A 3,498-nucleotide genomic window follows, 5' to 3' on the forward strand; every position below is an offset into this window, starting at 1 on the left:
TTCATGATTTTTGTAGAATTTGCTGTAGTTGCTGATTTTTCTCTTCTAGCTGTTGTTCTAGATCTTTAACTTTTAGTTGCAATTTTCTGACTTTTAATTGATTTTCTACTCTAGCCAATACCTCAACAGTTTTAAAAGGCTTGGTAATATAATCACTGCCACCTACAGAAAAAGCTTTAACTTTATCCCAGGCTTCATCAAGGGCACTCACAAAAATCACTGGAATATCTTGGGTTTTAGGATTTGCTTTAAGTTTTTGACAGACAGTATAGCCATCTAACTCTGGCATATAAATATCTAATAATATCACATCAGGAGAGCCTACCGCTACCGCTTGTAGTGCAATTACACCATTAATCGCTTGTTGGACTTCATATCCTTGCTCCTCAAGCAAATCAGACAACAATTTCAGATTTTGTGGTTGATCGTCCACTAGTAAAATATTACCTTTCTCAGAAGTAGGAGGGGAACTGACGGTAAAGGTCATAGGTAACATTTCGATCGCAGACTTCTGATGACGAATTTGCTCTTCTAGTATAGTTTTAAGATTAAATTTAGTGATTTTTTTGTCCAAAACTTCAGACAAAAGTTGCCAGAGTTTAGGAGCAACATCTTGCTTTAAATATTTAGGAGAGTAACCACATTCATCTGCAATTTGATCGTAAGTCTTCTTATTTTCTTGTAGAGTAGTGAGTAATACAGTACGTTGTAAATCACTCAAACAATTGTCCATCTTTTCACGTATTAATTTTTCAGCAAATGTTAATAACTGTTCAGAGTTACTCATAATTACTAATACCTTTTCAAAATAAATAATCAATAAACGAAGGCAGAAGGCAGAGGGCAGAAGGAACAATTGGGTGGGGTTTTACAATGGATAATTGATAATTAATACATTCGGCTTTATTGCCTCTCATGAGCAAGGAAAAAAAAGTGGTCGATCTTCGGAGCTTCCCGGAGGGTGGGATGGTGAGGAGACCTCGCCATATCCAATCAATCAAGAGAAGAAATCAGATTTCCTTATATTCAATCCTCTCGGTTTTAACCAGAGGTAATTATCCATGATCAATTGATGAACCTTGTTCCCTTCGGTCACAGGCAGGGGTCAATTCCCTTCTGCCTTCCGTCTCATGCCCTATGCCTTTCCTGATAAAATTTCAAATACTACAATTTAAGTACTTTAGTATCCCTGAATTTTTTGTTTAATTATAAAATATTATTGTAGAACTCATCTCAGACAGTCAATGGTTTATAACTCAAGTCAAACTACAAACAGCTAAAGAAAAAGTTATTCTTAAGTTACTGAATTTTTTCTAGTTAATTCTCAACTTTAAGTGAATTATGTTTGTTCAACAATTAGATAAACTTACTCTTGATTCGTGTTTAGCAGATCTTCCTAGCTATGACTTTGAAGTTCAAATAACGACCTTGGGAAAAGTTGTGGCAGACACATTTCACAAGCATCCAGAATTACCAGGGGTTATGATTACTTCTAATAATAAAATCATTGGCACGATTTCTAGAATGCAATTTTTTGAGCGACTTAGTCGTCCCTACGGATTAGAAGTTTTCCTCAACCGACCGATTCGTGTTCTGTGGGACATTATAGCTAAGTCTGAAAAACTTTTAGATGCAGAGACATTAGTAAAAAGATATCTACTACTGAGTGCAGATTGCAATATTAGTCAAGCAGCAGAACTTGCACTCAAGCGACCAGGTACTTTTATTTATGAACCTATTGTAATCGCATTGCCAGATCAACGTTGGCGGTTAGTGGATATACAGGTTTTACTTTTAGCTCAATCCCAGCTCTTTTCTCTAGCTAAACAAGCTGCTGAAGCTGCAAATAAGGCCAAATCAGAATTTTTGGCAAACATGAGCCATGAGCTACGAACCCCTCTAAATAGTGTCATTGGTTTTGCTCAAATTCTCTCTCAAGATACCTCCTTTCAATCAGAACAACAGGAACGCTTGAGGATAATTAATCGTAGTGGGGAACATTTATTATCCTTAATTAACAATATTTTGGAAATGTCCAAAATTGAAGCAGGTCAAATTACTTTCAATGAAACAAATTTTGATCTCTACACTGTTCTTCAAGATATGCAAGATATGTTTTGTCTCAAAGTCCAAAAAAAAGGACTTCAATTTTTATTAGAGCCAGATTCTGATTTACCTCAATATATCTCTGCGGATGAGGGAAAACTACGACAAGTCTTAATTAATTTAATTGGCAATGGGGTGAAATTTACAAAAATAGGCAAAGTAATTTTAAGGGCTAAAGTCGAGAAAATTAACAAGAATTATCAACTACAATTAGAAGTAGAAGATACAGGTCCTGGTATTGCTCAAGAAGAACTCAAAAAGTTATTTTTCCCCTTTGAACAAACCACCACCGGACATCAAATTAGACAGGGAACAGGATTGGGGTTGGCTATTACTGAAAAGTTTATTCAGTTGATGGGAGGCGATATTACGACAAAAAGCACCCTGGGAGTAGGTACTTGTTTTCAGTTATCGATTCCCATTCATCTGAGTTCTCCTCAGACTTTTCCTAGCAGAAGAGGGAAAGGCAAAGTAATTGGTTTAGCAACACAACAACCAGACTATCGTATTTTAGTGGTGGATGATCGCTCTGACAATCGCCTATTGCTATCATATTTACTTACTTCCAGAGGATTTTTGGTACAGCAAGCCATCAATGGACGAGAAGCTACAGAAATTTGGAAAGTATGGCATCCTCATCTGATTTGGATGGATTTGCATATGCCGGAGATGGATGGATATGAAGCCACTAAACAAATTAGACAGTGGGAAGATTTAGAACAACCGAGTTTCTCTACAAAAATTATTGCTCTGACTGCTAGTGTATTTCAAGAAAAGCGAGAGGAAGTTATCTCATCGGGTTTTGATGACTATATGGTTAAACCTTTTCAGGAGGAACTGCTCTGGGAGAAAATGCGCCAATATTTGGGGGTTGAGTTGATTTATCAAAAGTCTGATGAAGCTAATGGTAAGAAACGGCAAAACACAACTTGCTCTCGCTTGCAAGTTACTTCAGAAGATTTATCTGTTATTTTAAAGGATATGCCTTCTGAGTGGTTATGTGAACTTCACAAAGCTTCTAGTGAACTCCGGGGTAAAAAAGTGATGCAGCTAATTAATGATATTCCTCTAGAAAAAGAAGCGATCGCTGCTCAATTGAAAAACTTTGCAGAAAACTATCAATTCGATCGAATTGTTAAGTTACTGAATATAGCAGGGAATAGGGAACAGTAGGAAAAACATTTATAACTCCCCTAACTCCTAGCTATTACAGCAGTTTTCAGGTCAATAAACCATATCAAAAAAATGATAACCCTGTAAGTAAGGACGTTGCATGCAACGTCCCTATGAGGTACTGATAAATGATAACTGACTTTACAGCCCATTGCCAATCAACAAAAAGGGCGACCAATAATAAGGATGATCATTCTCACTCTGTATCAAACTAATCTG

Annotated in this window: 2 protein-coding genes; one reads left to right on the forward strand and one right to left on the reverse strand. The window is 36.5% G+C overall.

Annotated features, from left to right (window positions below; genetic code table 11):
• Position 1 precedes the first annotated feature (1 nt).
• Positions 2–787, reverse strand: coding sequence for a response regulator (locus tag AC3DU7_RS28900; protein WP_488042703.1), 786 nt, complete (start codon positions 785–787; stop codon positions 2–4).
• A 554-nt stretch (positions 788–1,341) separates the two neighbouring features.
• Between AC3DU7_RS28900 and AC3DU7_RS28905 the strand changes: the two genes are divergently transcribed.
• Positions 1,342–3,279 carry an ATP-binding protein gene (locus AC3DU7_RS28905; RefSeq protein WP_488042704.1) on the forward strand — a complete coding sequence of 646 codons (1,938 nt, stop codon included), beginning with the start codon at positions 1,342–1,344 and terminating at the stop codon, positions 3,277–3,279.
• The last annotated feature ends 219 nt before the right edge of the window (positions 3,280–3,498 follow it).

It is taken from the genome of Okeania sp. (genome assembly GCF_983059655.1).

What these genes read in the sequence shown, in the direction of transcription:
- AC3DU7_RS28905 (WP_488042704.1), top strand. Translation starts at nt 1,342, where the DNA reads ATGTTTGTTCAACAATTAGATAAACTTACTCTTGATTCGTGTTTAGCA.
- AC3DU7_RS28900 (WP_488042703.1), bottom strand. Translation starts at nt 787, where the DNA reads ATGAGTAACTCTGAACAGTTATTAACATTTGCTGAAAAATTAATACGT.